The organism is Bradyrhizobium sp. C-145, assembly GCF_023375135.1.
Classification (GTDB): domain Bacteria; phylum Pseudomonadota; class Alphaproteobacteria; order Rhizobiales; family Xanthobacteraceae; genus Bradyrhizobium; species Bradyrhizobium zhanjiangense.
In genome coordinates, this window is sequence record NZ_CP088150.1 from 2,893,999 (window position 1) to 2,912,694 (window position 18,696).

Annotated in this window: 18 protein-coding genes and 1 pseudogene; 13 read left to right on the forward strand and 6 right to left on the reverse strand. The window is 64.9% G+C overall.

Annotated elements, in window-relative coordinates:
- Window positions 1–74 precede the first annotated feature (74 nt).
- Window positions 75–1,709, reverse strand: a complete 1,635-nt coding sequence (locus tag LRP30_RS13285) for a thiamine pyrophosphate-requiring protein (RefSeq protein ID WP_249760596.1) — start codon at window positions 1,707–1,709, stop codon at window positions 75–77.
- A gap of 379 nt (window positions 1,710–2,088) precedes the next feature.
- Between LRP30_RS13285 and LRP30_RS13290 the strand changes: the two are divergent.
- The 3 genes and pseudogenes from LRP30_RS13290 to LRP30_RS13300 form a co-directional block, all read left to right on the forward strand.
- A pseudogene (locus LRP30_RS13290) lies at window positions 2,089–2,262 on the forward strand (2Fe-2S iron-sulfur cluster-binding protein); the annotation flags it as partial.
- A 32-nt stretch (window positions 2,263–2,294) separates the two neighbouring features.
- Window positions 2,295–2,612: a hypothetical protein gene (locus LRP30_RS13295; protein WP_245509204.1), complete on the forward strand. Its 318-nt coding sequence runs from the start codon at window positions 2,295–2,297 to the stop codon at window positions 2,610–2,612.
- A 232-nt stretch (window positions 2,613–2,844) separates the two neighbouring features.
- A complete protein-coding gene (locus LRP30_RS13300; RefSeq protein ID WP_249760597.1) occupies window positions 2,845–5,355 on the forward strand; it encodes a cation-translocating P-type ATPase in 2,511 nt (836 codons plus the stop codon).
- A gap of 85 nt (window positions 5,356–5,440) precedes the next feature.
- Here the strand turns inward: LRP30_RS13300 and LRP30_RS13305 are convergent, their stop codons facing one another.
- The 5 genes from LRP30_RS13305 to LRP30_RS13325 all read right to left on the reverse strand — a co-directional run bounded on the left by LRP30_RS13305 (window position 5,441) and on the right by LRP30_RS13325 (window position 8,224).
- Window positions 5,441–5,860 carry a hypothetical protein gene (locus tag LRP30_RS13305; protein ID WP_249760598.1) on the reverse strand — a complete coding sequence of 140 codons (420 nt, stop codon included), beginning with the start codon at window positions 5,858–5,860 and terminating at the stop codon, window positions 5,441–5,443.
- 334 nt (window positions 5,861–6,194) lie between these two features.
- Window positions 6,195–6,359: a Flp family type IVb pilin gene (locus tag LRP30_RS13310; RefSeq protein WP_091890949.1), complete on the reverse strand. Its 165-nt coding sequence runs from the start codon at window positions 6,357–6,359 to the stop codon at window positions 6,195–6,197.
- 207 nt (window positions 6,360–6,566) lie between these two features.
- Entirely contained in the window at window positions 6,567–6,836 is a 270-nt protein-coding gene (locus LRP30_RS13315) for a hypothetical protein (RefSeq protein WP_249760599.1), read from the reverse strand.
- A 108-nt stretch (window positions 6,837–6,944) separates the two neighbouring features.
- Window positions 6,945–7,181 carry a hypothetical protein gene (locus LRP30_RS13320; RefSeq protein WP_249760600.1) on the reverse strand — a complete coding sequence of 79 codons (237 nt, stop codon included), beginning with the start codon at window positions 7,179–7,181 and terminating at the stop codon, window positions 6,945–6,947.
- Window positions 7,182–7,240: 59 nt separating this feature from the next.
- The gene (locus LRP30_RS13325; protein ID WP_249760601.1) at window positions 7,241–8,224 is read right to left on the reverse strand and encodes a Ku protein; all 984 of its coding nucleotides are present in this window, start codon (window positions 8,222–8,224) and stop codon (window positions 7,241–7,243) included.
- A gap of 234 nt (window positions 8,225–8,458) precedes the next feature.
- Between LRP30_RS13325 and LRP30_RS13330 the strand changes: the two genes are divergently transcribed.
- The 10 genes from LRP30_RS13330 to LRP30_RS13375 all read left to right on the forward strand — a co-directional run bounded on the left by LRP30_RS13330 (window position 8,459) and on the right by LRP30_RS13375 (window position 18,634).
- The gene (locus LRP30_RS13330) at window positions 8,459–8,614 is read left to right on the forward strand and encodes a hypothetical protein (protein ID WP_164934544.1); all 156 of its coding nucleotides are present in this window, start codon (window positions 8,459–8,461) and stop codon (window positions 8,612–8,614) included.
- 242 nt (window positions 8,615–8,856) lie between these two features.
- On the forward strand, window positions 8,857–9,528 hold the full coding sequence (locus tag LRP30_RS13335) for a response regulator transcription factor (protein ID WP_027531116.1): 672 nt from the start codon (window positions 8,857–8,859) through the stop codon (window positions 9,526–9,528).
- Between the two features lie 84 nt (window positions 9,529–9,612).
- Window positions 9,613–10,989: a sensor histidine kinase gene (locus LRP30_RS13340; protein ID WP_091890958.1), complete on the forward strand. Its 1,377-nt coding sequence runs from the start codon at window positions 9,613–9,615 to the stop codon at window positions 10,987–10,989.
- A gap of 162 nt (window positions 10,990–11,151) precedes the next feature.
- Window positions 11,152–12,552 (forward strand): hypothetical protein, encoded by a 1,401-nt coding sequence (locus tag LRP30_RS13345; protein ID WP_249760602.1) that lies wholly within the window; start codon window positions 11,152–11,154, stop codon window positions 12,550–12,552.
- Between the two features lie 99 nt (window positions 12,553–12,651).
- Entirely contained in the window at window positions 12,652–12,921 is a 270-nt protein-coding gene (locus tag LRP30_RS13350; RefSeq protein ID WP_249760603.1) for a hypothetical protein, read from the forward strand.
- 131 nt (window positions 12,922–13,052) lie between these two features.
- Window positions 13,053–14,162 carry a c-type cytochrome biogenesis protein CcmI gene (ccmI, locus tag LRP30_RS13355; RefSeq protein WP_249760604.1) on the forward strand — a complete coding sequence of 370 codons (1,110 nt, stop codon included), beginning with the start codon at window positions 13,053–13,055 and terminating at the stop codon, window positions 14,160–14,162.
- Between the two features lie 37 nt (window positions 14,163–14,199).
- Window positions 14,200–14,709: a cytochrome c maturation protein CcmE gene (ccmE, locus tag LRP30_RS13360; protein WP_249760605.1), complete on the forward strand. Its 510-nt coding sequence runs from the start codon at window positions 14,200–14,202 to the stop codon at window positions 14,707–14,709.
- On the forward strand, window positions 14,706–16,688 hold the full coding sequence (locus LRP30_RS13365; protein ID WP_249760606.1) for a heme lyase CcmF/NrfE family subunit: 1,983 nt from the start codon (window positions 14,706–14,708) through the stop codon (window positions 16,686–16,688). The genes ccmE and LRP30_RS13365 overlap by 4 nt, the downstream gene beginning before the upstream one ends.
- A 4-nt stretch (window positions 16,689–16,692) precedes the next feature.
- On the forward strand, window positions 16,693–17,175 hold the full coding sequence (locus tag LRP30_RS13370; protein WP_249760607.1) for a cytochrome c-type biogenesis protein: 483 nt from the start codon (window positions 16,693–16,695) through the stop codon (window positions 17,173–17,175).
- A 115-nt stretch (window positions 17,176–17,290) separates the two neighbouring features.
- Window positions 17,291–18,634 (forward strand): HAMP domain-containing methyl-accepting chemotaxis protein, encoded by a 1,344-nt coding sequence (locus LRP30_RS13375; protein WP_249760608.1) that lies wholly within the window; start codon window positions 17,291–17,293, stop codon window positions 18,632–18,634.
- Window positions 18,635–18,696: the final 62 nt, after the last annotated feature.

Here is an 18,696-nt window from a genome sequence, read left to right on the forward strand (position 1 = left end):
GATGCCGCGGCTTGCGCGGCACCGGGCCGGATTATCACATCTTGTGCGGCCGGAGCCAGCGCCTGCGGCCCCGTTCACGTGCCGGGCCGGGACACCTCGGTCTCCTTGCTGGTGATGAACTCCAGCAGCACCGGCACGCCTTCCTGCGTTTTCTGGATGCCGCGCTTGATCGCGGGCACGATGTCCTCCGGCCTCGTCACCCGCTCGCCATAGCCGCCGAAGGCGCGCGCCATCGCGGCGTAGTCGCCGGAGATGTCGGTCGAGCGATATTTCTCGGTCGAGACCGGCATCACCTTCAATTCGATCGCCATCGAGAAATTGTTGAGCAGGATCGACATGATCGGGATGCGCTCGCGCACCGCGGTCTCGAAATCCATGCCGGTAAAACCAATGGCCGCATCGCCCCAGACATTGATGCAGAGCTTGTCGGGCTTTGCGAGCTTGGCGCCCATCGTGAGCCCAAGGCCATAGCCGAGCTGCGTGGTCTTGCCCCAGCCGAGATAGCTGAGGGGCTCGACCGATTTCCAGAACGGCGAGAGCTGGTCGCGCGGGCTGCCGGCATCATGCGTGATGATGGTGTTGTGGATGTCGACGGTGTGCTGAAGATCCCACAGCACGCGATAGGGGTTGAGCGGCGCGTCATTGCTGGTGAGCTTCGGCATCCATTTCGCCAGCCACTCCTTGTGCGAGGCCGCAATCTCGGCCGCGACCGCCGAGGCATCACGATCGGATGTCACCGACTTGCCGATTTCCTCGAGCAGTGCATCGAGCACGAGGCCGGCATCGCCGACGAGGCCGATCTTGGCTTCCACGTCCTTGTTGAGATGGTTCGGGTCGAGCGTGGAGTGGACGATGGTCTTGCCCTTCGGCATCGCGATGCCGAAATTGGTCTCGGTGAAGGAGCAGCCGATGCCGAAGATGACATCGGCTTCGGCCAGAAACTTCGGCACTGCGCGCGGCACTGCGAGCCCGCCCGAGCCGAGCGAGAGCGGATGCGTTTCCGGGAACGATGACTTGCCGCCGAGGCTGGTGGTGACGGGGATCGCCAGCCGCTCGGCGAGCCGTTTCAGTTGCGGCCACGCCTGCGCGTAATGCACGCCCTGGCCGGCATAGATCACCGGCCGTTTTGCGTTCACGAGCAGGCTGGCTGCTTTCTTCACGTGAACAGGGTCGGCGCCGTAGCGCGTGCGCAGCACCGGCGTGTAGTTCAGCGGCTCCGGCACCTCCTCGTTCCACATGTCGGCGGGGATCTCGACGATGACAGGCCCGCCGCGGCCGTTCTTCAGCTTGGTGAAGGCGCGGCGAAAGATGTTGGCGACTTCGGTGGCGAGAATGATTGGCTCAGAAGATTTCGCGAACGGCTTCATCGCCGCGCTGGAATTGAAGTTCGGCTCGATATGCGCAAGCCGGCGCTGATAGCCCATCGGCAGCACTAGCACGGGAACGGATTCGCCAAAGCACTGCGCAACGCCGCCCATCGCGTTCTCCGCGCCCGGCCCATGCTGCATGCAGAACGCGCCGATGCTGCGGCCCGACGTCACCCGCGAGATCGCATCCGCCATGTGGATGCCGACACGTTCCTGCCGCACCATCACGGGTCGGATCTCGGCTTTCGCCGCATGCTCGATCAGATGGTTGACTGGATAGCCGCAGAGGATCTCGATCCCCTCACGCCGCATGATTTCCGCAATGGCGGTGCCGAGCTTCATGGCGTCTCTCCCTGGGCAGGCCGGTTGGTCCGGCTGATTGGAGGAGAGAGGATCAGGAAATTGGAGAGGCGTAAAGCGCAGTTGATCGCGCCTGCAGGTAGGTCAGCCATGCAGGAGGTGTACGGACCGTCATCGCAACTCTGCGGTTCGCAGTGTCGTCGCCAAATCGATCAAGCTGCCGCGCGACGAGAAGGCGCACTCACGCGATGCGCTGCTGTCGAATTGGGCAGCTCACCGCATGCAGCTTGCCGCCGAATTCAAACCCGCCGCGGTTATCGTGCGAATTTGAAAGTGAGCGCAGATGCGGTGGGGATTCGGTTTGACAGTGTTGAAGCTTCGTACGAACGCTAATTCCAACGTTGCGAAGGGACACGTCGACATGATCGAGCTCGCCGTCAATGGGATCAAGCACAGGGTCGACGTCGTTCCCGAGATGCCTCTGCTCTGGGTGCTGCGCGACGAGCTCGGCATCACCAGTCCCAAATATGGCTGCGGGGTCGCGCAATGTGGCGCCTGCACCGTCCAGATCGACGGAATGGCGGTCCGATCCTGTCGGCGCGGAAGCGATCCCGTGCTCGACCTCACATGACTTCCACCCAGGCGAACGAGCCGGCACCATCGCCGCCGCGCGCCGGCATCGACTGGCAGCTCGCTCCGGTCGATTTCATCTGGTTCGGCAAGAGCGGCGCCGAGATTTGCGCGCAGATGAAGGATCCCAAGCGCAATGGCGGTCGTGACGCTGCCGGTCTCGTCGAGCACTTGCGGCACGATGCGTCGCTGAGCGGCTTCATTCCGCGGGGCTGGGCCCCCGGAGCCGGCCGCGCGACGCCGCCGGGCACTTTCGAAGATCACGTCAAGGACATGGCCGTGTGGGGCGCCGCCGGACAACCCTGTCCGAACTGACGCGTTCGCCAGCCCCAGCAAGGCCCCGTGGGAGCGCAGACGCTTGACCCAGGTCAAGCCGGCAGCCGGTTGCGGCATGCCATGATGGCGTTGAGGGGCGAGATGACGGCCATCATCGTTCAATTGCTTCTAGGGACCCATGGACTTGAGCCTCGCGAGCTATCCTGACAGCACCGTTGCCAACGAGAAACACAATGATAAGCCGCCGTGCCCTTCACACCGATGGCCGGCGATGCAGGGGCTGACCGCGCCCGAAGCGCAGGCACGGCTGAAGGCCGAAGGCTTCAATGAGCTGCCTCGCACGGAGCGGCGAACGATCGTGCAACTCATCCTTGAGGTGCTGCGCGAGCCCATGCTGCTGTTGCTGCTGGCGGGCGGGCTGATCTACTTCGCCCTGGGCGATCTCGGCGAAGCGCTGTTGCTCCTCGTGTTTGCATCGATCTCGATTGTCATCACCATCGTGCAGGAGGCGCGCACCGAGCGCGTGCTCGACTCGTTGCGCGATCTGACCAGCCCCCGCGCACTCGTGATCCGCGGCGGCGAACACATCCGCATTCCAGGCCGCGAGGTCGTTCGCGGTGACCTGATCATGCTCTCCGAGGGAGACCGCGTGGCGGCGGATGCTACGATCGTTCGATGCGACGATCTCCTGCTGGATGAATCGCTGCTGACGGGGGAATCCGTCCCGGTCCGCAAGCTGGCGCATTGCGCGCTCGATCAGCCGGTGGCGCCGCATGCTGGTGGCGATGACCATCCATTCGTGTTCTCCGGGACGCTGGTGGTGCGCGGAAGCGGCGTGGCTGAAGTCACGTCGACCGGAGCCCGAAGCGAGATCGGCAAGATCGGACAATCGCTGCATTCACTGTCGACGGAGGCGCCCCGCCTGAAACAGCAAACGACGCGCCTGGTGGCAATGTTTGCGATCGCCAGCGCCTTCGTGATCGCGTTGACCGTGCTCCTGTACGGACTCTATCGCGGCGGCTGGCTCGAGGGCGTGCTTGCCGGCATTGCGCTCGGCATGTCGATGCTTCCCGAGGAGTTTCCGGTCGTTCTGACGGTGTTTCTCGCCATGGGCGCTTGGCGCATCTCGCAGGCTCGCGTGCTGACGCGGCGGGCCTCGGCCATCGAATCGCTCGGAGCGGCAACCGTGCTCTGCACGGACAAGACGGGCACGCTGACCGAAAACCGCATGACTGTTGCGCGTCTGGTGCTGCCCGATGGTTCACAATACACGCCTGACATCGCGGCGCGCGCGGAGCATACGTTCGATTCATTGATTGAGACTGGCGTCCTGGCCTGCGTCCCGCAGCCGTTCGATCCCATGGAGAAGGCGCTGCATTCGCTCGGGCCGGGGACCGGCACCGGCCGACGACTTGTGCAAAGCTACGGCTTGCGTCCCGACCTGCTCGCCATGTCGAACGTGTGGCGCGGAGGCGACGGTGAATGCGTCGTCGCGGCAAAGGGCGCGCCCGAGACGATCGGCATGCTTTGCGGGATGAGCGCGGAAGAGCTGGCTGAATTGCGGGCACGTGTGGACGCCCTCGCGCGGGAAGGGCTTCGCGTGCTCGGCGTGGCGCGGGCGACTTGCGCGGAGACCGATCTTCCCGAGACGCAACGCGGCTTTTCCCTTGGCTTCTGCGGCCTGACCGGCTTTGCCGATCCGCTGCGGCCTGAAGTGAAGGGCGCCGTCGCCGAATGCCGGTCCGCTGGCATCCGTGTGGTCATGATCACTGGCGACTATCCCGCGACTGCATCTGCGATCGCGACGCGAGCGGGCCTCGATCCCGAACGCATCCTGACGGGGGCGGACGCCGAAGGCATGGCCGATGCCGAACTTGCCCAGGCGGCGCGGGGACAAGCCGTCTTCGCGCGAATTGCGCCGGCCCAGAAACTGCGCATCGTCAATGCGCTCAAGGGCGCCGGCGAAATCGTTGCCATGACCGGCGACGGCGTCAACGACGCGCCGTCGCTGAAGGCTGCCCATATTGGCGTCGCCATGGGCGGGCGCGGCACCGACGTGGCGCGCGAGGCGTCCTCGATCGTTCTGCTTGACGACGATTTCGGCTCCATCGTGAAGGCGATCCGCCTCGGCCGCCGGATCTATGACAATCTTCGCAAGGCGATGAGCTTCATCCTTGCGGTCCACGTTCCGATTGCCGGGCTTGCGCTGCTGCCGTTGGTGACCGGGCTGCCGCTCCTGTTCGGGCCAGTCCACATCGCATTCCTCGAAATGATCATCGATCCCGTCTGCTCCCTGGTGTTCGAGGCAGAGACCGAAGAGCGCGACGTGATGCGGAGGCCGCCGCGCTCGCCGGACGAGCCGCTGCTGCCAAGGTCCTTGCTGGTCTGGTCGGCGCTGCAGGGTGCGCTCGCGCTGGCCCTGACCGGGGGCGTGATGGTGACGGCGAATGCCTACGGCATGCCGGCGAACGAGGTGCGTGCCCTGACGTTCTTCTCGCTGGTGTTGGTGATCGTGAGCCTGATCTTCGTCAACCGCTCGTTCTCGACGTCGCTTATCGAAGCCTTTACCCGGCCGAACCGGACACTGGTCATCATTGTCGTGTTCGTGACCACCGTGCTCTCCCTAAGCCTTGCGTGGCCGGCCGCCGCCGACCTATTCCGCTTTGGCCCGCTGCATTCCGACGATCTCGCCGTTACGGTGGTGGCAGCGCTTGTGTCCCTGGTGTTGCTGGAGCTATCGAAATACCCGTTGCGTCATCGCTGGCTTGCCTCAGTCCCGTAGCCCCGGATTTCGCTGCGCTCCATTCGGGCCACGAGCTTGCCAGCCGCATGCCGCAGGTCGGTTTCACCAGCGGCTGAGAAACCTGCTATTTGCAGTTCTTGCAAATCGTCAGCTTTCGTTGCAACGCCTCGTCTTCCTGATCGATCGACGATTGTCCGGCGAGGCCGTTCGTATCCGGATTGGACCTGGAGCCCTTTGCTGCGCGTGACCTCACGGGCGGCGTCACCTGACTTGGGGTGTCATTGTCGTCAGTGCCGACGCTGAAGCCATCGTAGTCGGCGGCCGGATTCGGCCCCTGCGGAAGCCCGCCGGATACAGGTGGCGAAGCCTCTCTGCCGGATGTCGCCGGCGGAATTCTTGAATTTGTGGCGCTCCCGCGTGGCGGCGATGCATTGGGCGGGGCAAGCGAAACCGGCGGCGCGGCCGAGGTCTGTCCTCTCGCGCCGTCGCCCGACCAGACGCCGACAAACATGAGGCTGAGCGCCAACAGCGTCACGCTTCTCATCCGCATCCTTCAAGCAGCTCTGGTTCATCGATAGACAGCACGGCTCGTCGAGCCACGCCGCGGTTGCAGAGCGAGAATCCCGTAAGCAGACATTCGAGTCAATGGAACCGCGGCGTCGCTCCACACTCTGTCATTGCGAGCGCAGCGAAGCAATCCAGAGTCTTTCCCGCCGAGGGATTCTGGATTGCTTCGCGGAGCCTGTCATCGGACCGCGCTTTGCGCGGACCCGGTGGCCCACAATGACGGAATTGGGGAGGTGGCATGCTCCGGCAAGGCCGCCGCGAGCAATGCTGAAGTCAACGCATAGGGACGTCGCCTCAGGCCAGGGCGGCCGTTACTTCAGCGACGAACTGATCGAGTTGAACTTGTTGTTGAGGAGCTGGCTGCCCGTGTTGTTCACGACGGTTACGATGGCCAGTGCAATGCCGGCGGCGATCAGGCCGTATTCGATGGCGGTGGCGCCGGTCTCATCGGCAAGGAAAGACCTCAGCAAACTCATTGCCAACTCCTCTTCATCCGAACCAATGTATGGCCGCGTCGTTTTCGAACCCGTAAATCGATCGAATAGATTTTCTGCGCGCCAAAAGAATCAAATCCGGGCGAGCGCGCCTCTGTTTCATACGGTGACATTCATTAAATTAAGGTTCCCTCATCCCATCCAAACGGATGCAAATCGGCGCACGCTCTGCGACAGCCGCAGCGTCCGCTAGGACGTGATCGCGGCGCCGGGGAGGCGGCGTTTCAACATGGCCGTGAGGCGGCCAACGAAGTCTTTTACCGCGCCCCGCTGCGAGCGCGCCCCCGTGCCGGCGGTCCGCTCGCTATCGCGTGCGTCGTTCACAATGCTGATGTAGCTCTTTCTGACGTCCTGCTGCTGCACGGTACGCGTACCTTGGCTCGATCGGGGCTGGCACCATGCTGTGCGCAAGGACAACCGGTGCTTAATTTTGTCTCCCGTAGGAATACCCTGGTTCATGCGCAGAGCTCCGCCATATCGGCAAACGACGGTCGCGCTTAACGGATTATTGAGCCTGTTCGTCAACGGCTCGGCAAGCATGCTGATCGAAGGGACCGACCATCGCTCTCATTCGCGCCGTCCGTCCGCATTCAACGCCCGCAACATGGCGATGCGGGCGAACATCACCCAGCCTCCGCCGGTCTCGGCCGCATTGATCAAGGTCTCGACCGCAGTCTGCCAGTGCGCCTCGTGCTGGGCATCCTCAGGCAGCTGCATGATGTAGTCCGCCGCCTCTTGAAGCGTGAGCAGCTTGCGTTTGTTGCTCACGCGAACCGGATCGTCGAACGCCGTCGACCAGGGCATGTCAGTCCGGCCGACCGGCGAGGGGGGACATCACGGCGCGATTGTGAGGTGCGATGCGTCTAGCTGGCCTTCTTCGCCCGCGCCGGCGCGCGCACCGGCTTGTCGGCCTTCTTCGAAGCCTCCTTGGGCGCAGTCTTCGCCGCGGCGTCCTTGCCACCCTTGCCGGCGATCGGCAGCAGCATTTCGCGCTGGCCTTCGACACGCTTCTTCGGCTTCTTGCCCTTGACGGGCTCCTTGACGACCTTTGCCGCGGGCGCCGCCTCCTTCTCGCTCGCGAGACTCTTCTTCAGCGCGTCCATCAGGTTGATGACATTGCCGCCGGTCTTCGGCGCCGCCTTGGCGGTGATCGGCATGCCGCTGCGCTTCTTGTTGATGAGATCGATCAGCGCGGTCTCGTAATGATCCTCGAACAGCCCGGGCTCGAACGCGCCGGACTTCTTCTCGACGATGTGTTTTGCGAGGTCGAGCATGTCCTTGGTCAGCTTCACGTCCTGGATGTCGTCGAAATACTCGGTTTCACTCCGCACTTCGTAGGGATAGCGCAGCAGTGTGCCCATCAACCCGCTCTCGAGCGGCTCCAGCGCGATGATGTGCTCGCGGTTGGTCAGCACCACGCGGCCGATTGCGACCTTGTCCATGCTGCGGATGGTTTCGCGGATCACCGCATAGGCGTCGTGGCCGACCTTGCCGTCGGGCACGAGGTAATAGGGACGGATCAGATAGCGGTTGTCGATATCGGCCTTCGGCACGAACTCGTCGATCTCGATCGTGTGCGTGGAGTCCAGCGCGATGTCGTCGAGCTCGTCCTTGGTGACCTCGATATAGGTGTCGGTGTCGACCTTGTAGCCCTTGACGATGTCCTCGGACGTGACCTCGTCACCGGTCTCGGCGTCAACCTTGAGGTACTTGATCCTGTGGCCGGTCTTGCGGTTGATCTGGTTGAAGGAGACCTTCTCGGTATCCGAAGTGGCCGGATAGAGCGCGACCGGACAGGTCACGAGCGACAGACGCAGAAAACCCTTCCAATTGGCGCGGGGGGCCATGGGCTACTCCAAACGCAACGGGGACAGATGACAAGGATTACCATCGGGGAACAACGAATCATAGCAAGACGGGTTGCTCAATCTTGCAACTGCGTTAACCGGCCACTGGGCCTGAGGTTGCTGCCGATCCGCGGGCAAAGGCCGGAACATCATATCCAATCACGCGTTGGCTCCGGATATCGGCTGCGAGGAGGTCGTGGCTATCTGAAGCGACATCCAAAGATTGAGGGCATCATGGCAACCACGCGAGAGCGGCATCAGATCGTGGAAACTCCGACCGAGGCCCGTCAGGGCGAGCCCGGGCCGTCGGTGGCGGCGCTGCTTGCCATCTCGACCGGCCTTGCGATCCTGATCCTCGCCGTCATCTGGTTCGTGTTCTTCCGGACCTGATCGGCCGGGTCCGAACGCCTCGGACCCTTCCTATTCGCCGCGTGACGCGGCACATTGCGCCCGCCATGCCGTCGGCTCGTCCGGTTGCCTGGCGGGCGTAGTCGCGTCGGCGCGTGGGAGGTCGTATATGACCAAAAAGTAACGTGCCGGTTCCCCGCGTTCATATTCAGTTCACGCCGGAATTGCTCATCTCTGGCCGTGGTCATGCAGCCTGTTCTTGCAGCCAATCTTTGGAGAGAAGCGTGCGCCTGCTCGTTGTTGAGGACGACCCCGATCTCAATCGCCAGCTCACCAAGGCGCTGACCGACGCTGGTTATGTCGTCGACCGCGCTTTCGACGGGGAGGAGGGGCACTATCTCGGCGACAACGAGCCGTATGACGCCGTGGTGCTCGACATTGGCCTGCCGAAGAAGGACGGCATCTCGGTGCTGGAGGCCTGGCGCCGCAACGGCCGCACCATGCCGGTCCTGATCCTCACCGCGCGCGACCGCTGGAGCGACAAGGTGCAGGGGTTCGACGCCGGCGCCGACGACTATGTCGCAAAGCCGTTCCACCTGGAGGAGGTGCTGGCGCGCATCCGCGCGCTGTTGCGCCGCTCGACCGGTCATGCCCAGAGCGAACTCAGCTGCGGCCCGGTCACGCTCGATACCAGGACCGGCCGGGTCAGCGTGTCAGGCAATCCCGTGAAGATGACCTCGCACGAATATCGGCTTCTGGCCTACCTGATGCACCATTCCGGGCGCGTGGTCTCCCGCACCGAGCTGGTCGAGCATCTCTACGACCAGGATTTTGACCGCGACTCCAACACCATCGAGGTCTTCGTCGGCCGCATCCGCAAGAAGCTCGACGTCGACATCATCCAGACCGTCCGTGGCCTCGGCTATCTCCTGACCCCGCCGGCTCCCGGCGCTTGAAGCGTCTTGACGGGCGGCTCGACAGGGGCCTTGGTCCGGTCATGATCGACGCCCCGCCATCCTGCGCCTCCCGGGATCGTCCCGATGCCCGCTAGCTCGCTTGCGAACCGCCTGTTCCTGTCGGCGACTGCCTGGCTCGTGGTGATCCTGGCCATCACCGGCGTGGTGTTGTCGTCGGTCTACAAGAACGCCACCGAGCGCGCCTTCGACCGTCGTCTCAATCTCTATCTCCGCACGCTGATCGCCGAGGTCGCGACCCCCGACGAGCCGCCCGACCGCCAGTTCCAGTCGCTCGGCGAGCCCTTGTTCGAACTGCCGCTGTCGGGCTGGTACTGGCAGATCACGCGAACCGACACCGAGAAGCCGGAGGTGCGCTCGTCGCGCTCGCTCTGGGACAAGAAACTGCCGAAGCTGGAAGAGCAGGGGGCCGAGCTCACCGCCGCCGGCATCCGACTCGCCTATGTCGATGGTCCGGAAGGGCAGAACCTGCGCATGGTGGAGCGGCCGGTCGATCTCGGTGCCGACGGCAAGTTTCTCGTCAGCGTCGCCGGCGACGACACCGAGATTTTCGACGAGACGCGGAGCTTCGACTACTATCTCGGCGGCACGTTTACGGCGCTCGGCATCGTGCTGCTGCTAACCACCGTGTTCCAGGTCCGTTTTGGCCTGGCGCCGCTCAAGCGCATCTCGGAATCCATCGCCGACATCCGCTCCGGGCGGGCGGAGCGGCTCGAGGGCGAATTTCCCGTCGAGATCGCGCCTTTGGCGCGCGAGACCAATGCGTTGATCGACGCCAATCGCGAGATCGTCGAACGGGCGCGCACCCATGTCGGCAATCTCGCCCATGCCATCAAGACGCCGCTGTCGGTCATCGTCAACGAGGCCGGCGCCCACGCGGCCGATCCGTTCGCGTCCAAGGTGATGGAGCAGGCGGACGTGATGCGCGACCAGGTCGCCCATCATCTGGAGCGCGCCCGCATTGCGGCGCGAGTCTCGGTGGTCGCGACCGTGACGGAGGTGGCGCCCGCCATCGAGGCGCTGCGGCGGACCATGGAGAAGATCCATCGCGACCGTGGCATCGTGGTCGAGGCCAAGGCCGATCCGTCTGTGAAGTTCCGGGGCGAGCGGCAGGATCTGGAGGAGATGGTCGGCAATCTCGTCGACAATGCCTGCAAATGGGCGGCCTCGCGCGTCTTCATCGAGGTTCTGGTCGAGACGCCGCACCAGACCGGCGCCGGCCCGCGTCTGCGGATCATCGTCGATGACGACGGCCGCGGCCTGTCGGAGACCGAGCGCGCCAAGGTCTCCCGGCGCGGCCAGCGGCTCGACGAATCCAAGCCCGGCTCGGGGCTGGGGCTGTCGATCGTGACCGATCTCGCCGCGCTTTATGGCGGCAGCCTCTCGCTCGGCGGCGCGCCGATCGGGGGCCTGCGGGCCGAACTGGTCCTTCCCGGGCTATAGTCCATTGTTCTCACTGGATTTTTCGTTGCGGCCGATGCCCCCGCAGGAGAAAACCGGAGGCATTCGAGGCGACTTCCTAAACGGCTTCTTAAGTGGGGACCTCTTAAGATCGCACCCGGACGCATCCCATGTCCGCCATTTTACCGTGCATGACCCGGGCGCATGAGCCAGACATCGATCGAGCGGCTGAGGGAATATCTCGCGCAGCTCCCGCCGCAGTCGCAGGCGCTGCTGATGCGGGAGTTCGAGCGCGCGCTGGAGCGTGGCCAGGACACGGCTGTCGCGACCCTCGTGCTTGAGCAGTTGCGCAAGATCGTCCGCAAGAGCGAAGCCGACGAGGCCCCGCCGCCGCGTACGGATGACCCGTCGCGCCTGCTGTTCCAAGTGTTGGAACCATTCCTGGTCGAAGCGGGCGCTCCGATCCGGGTCGGACAAATCCGCCGCTCCTCGCTGCACCCGATCTGGCAATGGCTCGGCCGTGACGGCGCCCCGGACAAGGTGAATGAATTCGAGGCGGCGCTGGCCCGCATGCCGGCAGACAGTGCCGGCCAGGTCGAGGCGCTGGCCTCAAAGCTCCAGGCGGTGGCTGCGGACGCGATCTTCGCGCTGACGGGGCCCGGCGGCGGCGACAAGTCGCGCGCGCTGGCCCGTGTCGGCCCGCCCAACGTGATCGATGATCTCTATTCGATCGGTGCAGTGCTCCAGGTCCGGGAAGCCATCGCGGCCCTGAACGAGAAGCTGCCGCGCTTCCTGCGCGCCTTCGGCGATTCCCAGATCGCCTCGGTGACGTCAGCGCTCAACATTCCCGTTCTCCAGACCCCGCAGATGCTGCCCTTCGCGCTGTCGATGGTGGTGCAGCGGATGACCGCGCCGTGGCAGATCATCCGCCTTGCCATCAAGATTGCCGCATCGGACGACGAGATCCGCGTCGCCGCAACGCCCTACGGTGTCGCCGTCACGATCGCCCTGCACGATTTGTCCTGCGTTGCCGCGATCCTGCGCATGGACATCAAGCGCGGCCATTTCGACAATGTCGCCGGCAACCTCAAGGCGCTGCATGACGGCGTGCGCGGCCTGCGCACCGAGCTGGACCTGCGCAACGATTCCGCCTGGGGCAAGCAGTTGGTCTCGATCCGGGCCGACATCTCCAATGCGCTGCAATCCGAGATCGACAGCGTTCCCGGCCGCGTTCGCCGCATCCTGCGGCAGCGCGCCGAGAAGGACATTCCGCCGGGGGCGCGAATCGACAGCACCGAGGTCGAGGAAACCGTGGCGCTGATCGATTTCGTCGCGACCTGCCGCAACTATGCGAGCGAGCTTGCGATCAACGAGGTGACGCTGCGCACCTATTCCGACCTCCAGCAATATGTCGAACGCTCGACCGAACAGCTGGTGCAGTCGCTGCGCGCCGCCGATCACAAGGTCCGCACCTATCGACAGCAGCAGGTGCAGGCCGCGATCCGCTTCTGCCAGGTGCTGTTCGGCGACGATTACGCCTCGCTGATGAGTCGTGCGGCAGAAAACGCGCTCACGGGCGAGCGCAAATCGTCGCGCGCAAGCTGATATAAGCGCATATTTTCGTGATCACAATTTGAGGTTGACGCTGCCGATAGCGAGCCCTACGGTCCCGTGCAAGTCCGGGGAATTTCTATTTGTGGGCGCATGAAACCCATTATCAGCTCCATCGAAATCGAGAACCGCGTCATCACTGCCAAATATCAACGACTGATGGTCGGCGCGAAGGTGGTGCTGGTCGAGAAGGCAAGCGGTCGGCAAGTGCCGGAGACAGTCACCAGGGTCGCCTCGCCGGTTCCGGTGGGGGCGTTGCGCATCAGAATGCCCGCTGCAATCCGGCCCGGAACATACTTCCTGAAGGCCTTCAACGGGCACGGCGAGGATGCCGCACAAAGTGCGGACTTCGAGATCGGCTAAGCCGTTGGAGTTTCACCGTTTCGGGACCGCGCGCGGTCGCGCCGAATTGACAATTGTCAATTGCCGCCTCGTCCGGCCGTGGTGTAAAGCCACCTGTGGGCGCGGCTCGTGCGCCGCCGGAAGCTTGCCAGATGACGCTATGGTTCGTGTTCGCGCTGATGACGGTCGCGGCGATTTTCGCCGTGCTTCTGCCGCTCGGCCGCAGCGGACGCGCGCAAAATCAAGGCAGCGAGGTCGCGGTCTACAAGGACCAACTGGCCGAGATCGAGCGTGATCTCGGCACGGGACTGATCGCAGCTCCTGAAGCCGAGGCTGCGCGCGTCGAGATCAGCCGCCGGCTGCTCGCCGCGGCCGCCAGCGAACCCGCAACGGCGCCGAAATCGAGCCTGAAATGGCGCCGCGCCGCGGCCGTGCTGGCGCTTGCCGGTCTGCCGCTGGTTGCGATCGGCGTCTACGTGCCGCTCGGCTCGCCCCGGCTTCAGGACTTTCCCTTGGCGCAGCGCGAGCGCGGATCCGGGTCCGGCATGGCGCAATCGCTCGAGAACCTCGTCGTGCAGGTCGAGCAACATCTGGAAAAGAATCCGACCGACGGTCGCGGCTGGAACGTGCTCGCGCCGGTGCTGGAGCGGCTCGGCCGCTTCGACGATGCGGTGCGCGCCTATCGCAACTCGCTCACCTACAATGGCGAGAGCCCCGAGCGCCGCTCCGATCTCGGCGAGGCGCTCTCGGCCGCTGCCGGCGGCGTCGTGACCGCCGAGGCCAAGGTGGAATTCGAGCGTGCGCACGCGCTCAATGCCGACGACCCCAAGGCGAACTACTTCCTGGGGCTCGCCGCCGAGCAGGACGGCCGCAAGGACGATGCCGCCAATATCTGGCGCACGCTGCTGGCGAAGGCGCCGGCGGATGCGCCGTGGCGTCCTTTGGTGCAATCTTCGCTGGCGCGGGTCGGCGGCGGCACGATGCCGGCGCTGTCGGATGAGACGATCGCAGCGTCCAAGGACATGGCCGAGGGCGATCGCAACGCGATGGTGCGCGGCATGGTCGAACGCCTCGCCACGCGGCTCAAGCAGAACGGCGATGACGTCGAGGGGTGGCTGCGCCTGGTGCGCGCCTATCTCGTGATGGGCGACCGTGGCAAGGCGGTGGGGGCATCGGCCGATGCCCGGCAGGCGGTCGCGAGCGATGCCGAGCGACTGCGCCAGCTCAACGAAGGGCTCAGGACCCTCGGGCTCGGCGGATGACGATGTCGGGACGAGACGAGCGGAGGACGGATACGCCATGACGCGCAAGCAGCGACGTATGACCATCATCGGCGGCTCGCTCGCCGTGCTCGCGCTCGCGGCCGCGCTGGTGCTCAACGCGTTGCGCGATTCCATCGTGTTCTTCTCGACCCCGACCATGGTCGCCGAGAAGCACGTCGGGCCCGGCAAGCGGTTTCGCCTCGGCGGGCTGGTGCAGCCCGGCTCGCTCCAGCGCGGCGACAATCTCGCGGTGAACTTCGAGGTCGCCGACGGCAACGCCAAGCTGCCGGTCGCCTATAAGGGCATCCTGCCCGACCTGTTCCGTGAAGGGCAGGGCGTCGTCGCCGAAGGCGCGCTCGACGCAAACGGCGTGTTCAAGGCCGACACCGTGCTTGCCAAGCACGACGAAACCTACATGCCCAAGGACGTCGCCGATGCCCTGAAGAAGCAGGGGCACTGGAAGGACGATTACGGCGGCATAGCTTCGGGCGGCAGCAAACCTGCGGCCACGACCGCGCAGGGTAATCCGCAGGGAGCGGTGCGGTGATCGCAGAATCCGGACACTACGCGCTGGTGCTGGCGCTCGGGCTCGCACTGATCCAGTCCATCGTGCCGTTGATCGGCGCGCGCCTCCGCGACGTTGCATTGATGAACGTGGCGCGCTCCACCGCGCTGGCGCAGCTGCTGTTCGTCGGCGCCTCGTTCACGGCGCTGGTGATGCTGCACGTGAACTCGGATTTCTCTGTCGCCAACGTCTACGAGAATTCCCACTCGATGAAGCCGCTGCTCTACAAGATCACCGGCGTGTGGGGAAACCATGAAGGCTCGATGCTGCTGTGGGTGTCGATTCTCGCGCTGTTCGGTGGGCTGGTCGCGGCTTTCGGCAACAATCTGCCGCTGTCGCTGCGCGCGCACGTGCTGGCCGTGCAGGCCTGGATCGCCAGCGCCTTCTATCTCTTCATCCTGGTGACCTCGAACCCGTTTCTGCGCATCGCCAATCCGCCGATCGAGGGGCGCGATCTCAATCCGGTGCTCCAGGACATCGGTCTCGCCGTGCATCCGCCGATGCTCTATCTCGGCTATGTCGGCTTCTCGATCTCGTTCTCCTTCGCCGTCGCGGCGCTGATGGAGGGGCGGATCGACGCGGCCTGGGCGCGTTGGGTGCGGCCGTGGACGTTGGTCGCCTGGATCTTCCTGACGCTCGGCATCGCCATGGGCTCGTACTGGGCCTATTACGAGCTCGGCTGGGGCGGCTGGTGGTTCTGGGATCCCGTCGAGAACGCCTCGCTGATGCCGTGGCTTGCCGGCACCGCGCTGCTGCATTCGGCGCTGGTGATGGAGAAGCGCAACGCGCTGAAGGTCTGGACCATCCTGTTGTCGATCCTGACCTTCTCGCTGTCGCTGCTCGGCACCTTCCTGGTGCGCTCGGGCGTCATCACCTCGGTGCACGCCTTCGCCACCGATCCGACCCGCGGCGTATTCATCCTGCTGATCCTCTGCCTGTTCATCGGCGGCAGCCTGTCGTTGTTCGCGGGCCGCGCCACTTCGTTGAAGCAGGGCGGTCTGTTCGCGCCGATCTCGCGCGAGGGCGCCTTGGTGCTGAACAACCTGCTGCTCACGGTCGCCTGCGCAGTCGTGCTGTTCGGCACGCTCTATCCGCTGGCGATGGAGATGCTGGCCGACTTCAAGATGTCGGTCGGCGCGCCCTTCTACAATCTCACCTTCGCTCCGCTGTTTGCCCTGTTGCTGCTCGCCGTGCCGTTCGGCCCGATGCTGGCGTGGAAGCGCGGCGATCTGCTCGGCGTGACACAGCGCCTGCTCGCGGCGGGCGTTGCCAGCCTTGTCGTCGTCGCCATCACCTGGGCCTGGGCGCGGGGCGGCAGCGCGCTGGCGCCGCTCGCGATCGGGCTCGGTGTCTTCGTCGTCGCCGGCGCCGTCACCGACATCGTCGAGCGGACGGGCCTGGTTCGCCTGCCGTTCGCAACAGTGCTGCACCGGGCGCGCGGCCTGCCGCGCTCGGCCTGGGGCACCGCGCTCGCGCATGCCGGCCTCGGTGTCGCGCTGATTGGGATCGTCTGCGAGACCACCTGGAACAGCGAATATATCGCGACGATGAAGCAGAGCGACGTCGCCCACGTCGCCGGCTACGACGTGAAGCTCGACGGGCTGTTTCAGCGCCAGGGCCCGAACTACCGCGAGATGATCGCCGAGTTCAACATCAGCCGCAACGGCGAGACACTCAGCGTCATGACGCCGTCCAAGCGCAGCTTCACCACCCGCGGCTCCTCGACCACCGAGGCGGCGCTGCTGACGCGCGGCGCGAGCCAGCTCTACATCTCGCTTGGCGATGCCACCGCCGAGGGCGCCATCGCGGCGCGCATCTATCACAAGCCGCTGGTGCTGCTGATCTGGTGGGGGCCGGTGCTGATGGCATTCGGCGGCGTGCTGTCGCTGTCCGACCGCCGTTTGCGGGTCGGTGCGCCGAAGCCGGCGCGGGCCAAGCAGCGCCTCCAGCCGGCGGAGTGATCCGATGCGCCGGATGTGGTTCGTGATCGTCGCGCTGATGCTGCTGGCCTGGCCTGCGGCGCACGCGGTGCAGCCTGACGAGATCATGTCGGATCCCGCCAAGGAGGCGCGCGCCCGCGACTTGTCGCGCGAGCTGCGTTGCATGGTCTGCCAGAACCAGTCGATCGATGATTCCGACGCGCCGCTCGCGCGCGATTTGCGCCTGCTGGTGCGCGAGCGCATCGCCGCCGGTGACAGCAATTCGCAGGTGCTCGACTTCCTGGTCGCGCGCTATGGCGAGTTCGTGCTGCTGAAGCCGCGCTTCGAGCGCCAAACCATGCTGCTATGGCTGCTCGCGCCGCTTCTGTTGGTTGGCGGCGGCCTGGCGCTATGGCTGCAAATCCGGCGCCGCGCGCGAAGCGGTGAAGACCTACCGGCGCCGCCGCTTTCGCCCGACGAGAAGGCGCGGCTCGCCGCGTTGATGTCGGATGATGCCAAATCGTCCTAGCGTCCTGGCTGCGTCATGATGCGGAGGCCGCCGGTGCCGGCCCTCGTGTTTCATGCTATGTTGACCTTTGTCTGGAAACTTGTCGCGAGATTTGATTCCAGATTCTGAGTCCCCGATGTTCACGAATAGCAATCTGACGATCCGCTTCCTGGTCGGCGCTGTCGTCGCTGCATTATTGTTCCTGCTGGGCATCGGCGGCGGCACCGGATTCGTCGCGGTGCTCTACCTCGACAACGAGATCACCAGCCTGTCGTCGGACTTCGCCGCGCTGAGCGGTCCGGCGCGCGACCATGCGATGCAGATCTACCAGCAGGCGCAGACCGCCTTCTCCTATTTCCTGATCGCCTGCGGCGTGATCGCGATCGTCGCCGTCGCGATCTGCCTCACCACCTGGTTTGCCGTGCGCAACGGCATCCTCAATCCCTTGGCAGCGATCGTGCATGCCATGCGCGAGGTCGCCGATCAGAAATTCGAGACGCCGGTTCCGGGGCTCGGCGGCACCAACGAGATCGGCCTGCTCGCCGGTGCGCTGGAGGTTTTCAAGACCAATGGCCTCGAGCGGCGCCGCCTCACCGAGCGGCAGTTGCATGAGGCGCAGCACCAGGCCGAGCGGTCGACATTTTTGGACGCACGGATCAAGCGCTTCAACGATCTCGTCGCCAGCGTCGTCGACAGCGTGGCGTCCTCGGCTGTGCACCTGAAGAGCAACGCCGAGACGTTGTCGCGGACCGCCAACGACACCAGCACCAAGGCCAATGCGGTGGCAAGCGCCGCGAGCCAGGCCAGCGCCAGCGTCCAGACCGTTGCGGGCTCGGCCGAGGAGATGACCAATTCGATCGGCACGATCAGTCGCCGCGTCACCGACGCGACCCAGCGTGCCGAGGGCGCAGCGTCCCAGGCCGAGAAGAGCCGCGACACCATCCACACCCTGTCCGATGCGGCCGACAAGATCGGCGAGGTCGTGCAGCTCGTGCAGGCGATCGCCTCGCAGACCAATCTGCTGGCGCTCAATGCCACCATCGAGGCGGCGCGGGCGGGAGAGGCCGGCAAGGGATTTGCGGTGGTCGCGTCCGAGGTGAAGAGTTTGGCGCACCAGACCAGCAAGGCGACGGAGGAGATCACCTCGCATGTCGCCAGCATCCAGGGCATCACCGCACAGACGCGCGGCGCGATCGACGGCATCTCCAAGACGCTGTCGGAGATTTCGTCGATCATGTCCGGTATCGAGGTCGACACCGCCCAGCAGCGCAATGCCACGCAGGAAATCACGCGCAGCGCCCAGGATGCCGCGCACGGCACGCTCGACGTTTCCAATCACATCGTCCAGATCACCTCGACCTCGGCCGAGACCGGGCGCATGGCCGCCGAGGCGCGCGATTCCGCGGTCGACCTGTCGCGGCAGGCCGAGACCTTGAAACGCGAGGTCGACGAGTTCATCGTCAGTGTCAAGGCAAGCTAAAATCGTCCGAGCAGGGTTCCACGCTCATCGCGGGAACTCGATTAAGTTCCTGTAGAAACACG

What these genes read in the sequence shown, in the direction of transcription:
- LRP30_RS13285 (WP_249760596.1), bottom strand. Translation starts at nt 1,709, where the DNA reads ATGAAGCTCGGCACCGCCATTGCGGAAATCATGCGGCGTGAGGGGATC.
- LRP30_RS13295 (WP_245509204.1), top strand. Translation starts at nt 2,295, where the DNA reads ATGACTTCCACCCAGGCGAACGAGCCGGCACCATCGCCGCCGCGCGCC.
- LRP30_RS13300 (WP_249760597.1), top strand. Translation starts at nt 2,845, where the DNA reads ATGCAGGGGCTGACCGCGCCCGAAGCGCAGGCACGGCTGAAGGCCGAA.
- LRP30_RS13305 (WP_249760598.1), bottom strand. Translation starts at nt 5,860, where the DNA reads ATGAGAAGCGTGACGCTGTTGGCGCTCAGCCTCATGTTTGTCGGCGTC.
- LRP30_RS13310 (WP_091890949.1), bottom strand. Translation starts at nt 6,359, where the DNA reads ATGAGTTTGCTGAGGTCTTTCCTTGCCGATGAGACCGGCGCCACCGCC.
- LRP30_RS13315 (WP_249760599.1), bottom strand. Translation starts at nt 6,836, where the DNA reads ATGAACCAGGGTATTCCTACGGGAGACAAAATTAAGCACCGGTTGTCC.
- LRP30_RS13320 (WP_249760600.1), bottom strand. Translation starts at nt 7,181, where the DNA reads ATGCCCTGGTCGACGGCGTTCGACGATCCGGTTCGCGTGAGCAACAAA.
- LRP30_RS13325 (WP_249760601.1), bottom strand. Translation starts at nt 8,224, where the DNA reads ATGGCCCCCCGCGCCAATTGGAAGGGTTTTCTGCGTCTGTCGCTCGTG.
- LRP30_RS13330 (WP_164934544.1), top strand. Translation starts at nt 8,459, where the DNA reads ATGGCAACCACGCGAGAGCGGCATCAGATCGTGGAAACTCCGACCGAG.
- LRP30_RS13340 (WP_091890958.1), top strand. Translation starts at nt 9,613, where the DNA reads ATGCCCGCTAGCTCGCTTGCGAACCGCCTGTTCCTGTCGGCGACTGCC.
- LRP30_RS13345 (WP_249760602.1), top strand. Translation starts at nt 11,152, where the DNA reads ATGAGCCAGACATCGATCGAGCGGCTGAGGGAATATCTCGCGCAGCTC.
- LRP30_RS13350 (WP_249760603.1), top strand. Translation starts at nt 12,652, where the DNA reads ATGAAACCCATTATCAGCTCCATCGAAATCGAGAACCGCGTCATCACT.
- ccmI (WP_249760604.1), top strand. Translation starts at nt 13,053, where the DNA reads ATGACGCTATGGTTCGTGTTCGCGCTGATGACGGTCGCGGCGATTTTC.
- ccmE (WP_249760605.1), top strand. Translation starts at nt 14,200, where the DNA reads ATGACGCGCAAGCAGCGACGTATGACCATCATCGGCGGCTCGCTCGCC.
- LRP30_RS13370 (WP_249760607.1), top strand. Translation starts at nt 16,693, where the DNA reads ATGCGCCGGATGTGGTTCGTGATCGTCGCGCTGATGCTGCTGGCCTGG.
- LRP30_RS13375 (WP_249760608.1), top strand. Translation starts at nt 17,291, where the DNA reads ATGTTCACGAATAGCAATCTGACGATCCGCTTCCTGGTCGGCGCTGTC.